The sequence below is a fragment of the Phenylobacterium sp. genome (assembly GCF_030693805.1).
In the GTDB taxonomy this organism is placed as follows: Bacteria; Pseudomonadota; Alphaproteobacteria; order Caulobacterales; family Caulobacteraceae; genus Phenylobacterium.
In genome coordinates, this window is the sequence record NZ_JAUXZW010000055.1 from 1 (window position 1) to 1906 (window position 1906).

At 72.8% G+C, this 1906-nt stretch carries 2 protein-coding genes and 1 pseudogene; all 3 read left to right on the forward strand.

Annotated elements, in window-relative coordinates:
- The coding region (locus Q8M88_RS02255; protein ID WP_305594625.1) for an RsmB/NOP family class I SAM-dependent RNA methyltransferase at positions 1-552 on the forward strand (552 nt) is incomplete at its 5' end.
- A gap of 49 nt (positions 553-601) precedes the next feature.
- On the forward strand, positions 602-1270 hold the full coding sequence (rpe, locus tag Q8M88_RS02260; RefSeq protein ID WP_305594626.1) for a ribulose-phosphate 3-epimerase: 669 nt from the start codon (positions 602-604) through the stop codon (positions 1268-1270).
- 12 nt (positions 1271-1282) lie between these two features.
- Positions 1283-1906 (forward strand): annotated as a pseudogene (locus tag Q8M88_RS02265) (heparinase); the annotation flags it as partial.

Sequence of the window (1906 nt, forward strand, 5' to 3'; positions counted from 1 at the left end):
GCCGCGCCGGGCGGCAAGACGCTGCAGCTTGCTGCGACCGGCGCTTCGGTGGTCGCGCTGGACCGATCGGCGCCGCGCCTGCGCCGGGTGACCGAGAACCTCGCCCGCATGGGGCTGGAGGCCGAGGTGGTTTGCGCCGACGCCATCGCCTGGCCCGACCCGCGCACCTTCGACGCCGTGCTGCTGGATGCCCCCTGCAGCGCCACCGGCACCTTCCGCCGGCATCCCGACGTGCTGTGGGCGGCGAAGCCGGGCGACGTCGCGTCGCTCGCCGGGCTGCAGGCGAAGATGCTGGACGCCGCCGCGCGCCGCGTGAGGCCGGGCGGGCGGCTGGTCTACTGCGTCTGCTCGCTGGAGCCGGAGGAGGGCGAGGCGCAGATCGCGGCGTTCCTGCAGCGTAACGCCGAGTTCGCCATTGAACCGGCGCGGGCCGGGGAGGGCGGCGCGCCAATGCTCAGCCTGCGTGGCGATGGCACGCTGCGCATCCTGCCGCACCACATGGACGGCGGCCTGGACGGGTTCTATGCCGCTCGGTTGAAGCGCGCCGGCTGAGGGTCTTGCCGGCTTGTGGCGGGCGGGCGCTGTGCGATAAGTCCGAGCCATGAGCAGCGCCGCAAAGCCCCTGATCGCGCCTTCCATCCTGGCGGCGGATTTCGCCCGGCTCGGTGAAGAGGCCCGCGCGGTGGAGGCGGCCGGCGCCGACTGGCTGCACGTCGACGTCATGGACGGCCATTTCGTGCCGAACATCACCATCGGTCCGGACGTGGTGAAGGCGCTGCGCCCGCTGGTTTCGATCCCGTTCGACGTCCACCTGATGATCTCGCCGGCCGACCCGTATCTGGAGGCGTTCCGCGCCGCCGGCGCCGACTACATCAGCGTCCACCCTGAGGCCGGACCGCACCTGAACCGCACGCTGAAGCAGATCCGCAACGTGGGCGCCAAGGCCGGCGTGGTTTTCAACCCCTCGACCCCGCCCGAGACGATCGAGTGGATGATGGACGAGGTCGACCTGATCCTGGTGATGTCGATCAACCCGGGCTTCGGCGGACAGGTCTTCATGGATTCACAACTCGCCAAGATCGAGCGGCTGCGGGCGATGATCGACGCCACCGGCCGCGACATCCCGCTGGAGGTCGATGGCGGCGTCACGCCCCTGACCGCGCCGCGATGCATCGCCGCCGGCGCCACCGCGCTGGTCGCCGGCACCGCCGTGTTCAAGGGCGGACCGTCCGCCTACGCGGCGAACATCAGCGCCCTTCGGGGCGATTGAGCGGAGCGGCGCGTGGCCGACCAGGGCCCCGCCTTAGCGCGCCTTCCCGGCGGCCTGGCCGTGATGGCGGTGGCGGCCGCGGTGCGCCGACAGCTGCATCACGAATGGACCGGGTCGTCGCTGCACCGGGCCACGCTCACCCATCCCAAGCCTGAGGGGCTGGCCGCAGCGCCCATCGACCGGCGGCCGCACGATGAGCAGGCCGGTCTGCGCGTCATGATGGGCGACTTCGTGTTCGCCGGCTCGGCCATGCACGTCGGCCCGCGCGGCGACCCGTGGGACCGGCCCAGTCCTAGCCGGCGCTTCGCCGTCGCCCTGCACCGCTTCGCCTGGATGGGCGACCTGCTGACCGCCGGGCCGGACGGCGCGGCCGAGGGCCTGCGCCTGACCCTGGAGTGGAGCCGGGTGTTCGGCGGCTGGAACAGTTTCGCGTGGCGGCCGGAGATCCTCGAGCGGCGGTTGTTCAACCTGGCCTGTGCGGCGCACACCATCTGCGACAAGGCCTCGGACGCGGAAGCCGGGGCCATCGCGCTGGATCTGGCCCGTCAGGCGCGTCACCTGCTGGCCAATGTGGAGGGCCCCGCCCGGGCGGCCGAGCGCGCCGCCGCCGCCGCCGTGGCCGGCGCGACCCTGGCC

What these genes read in the sequence shown, in the direction of transcription:
- rpe (WP_305594626.1), top strand. Translation starts at nt 602, where the DNA reads ATGAGCAGCGCCGCAAAGCCCCTGATCGCGCCTTCCATCCTGGCGGCG.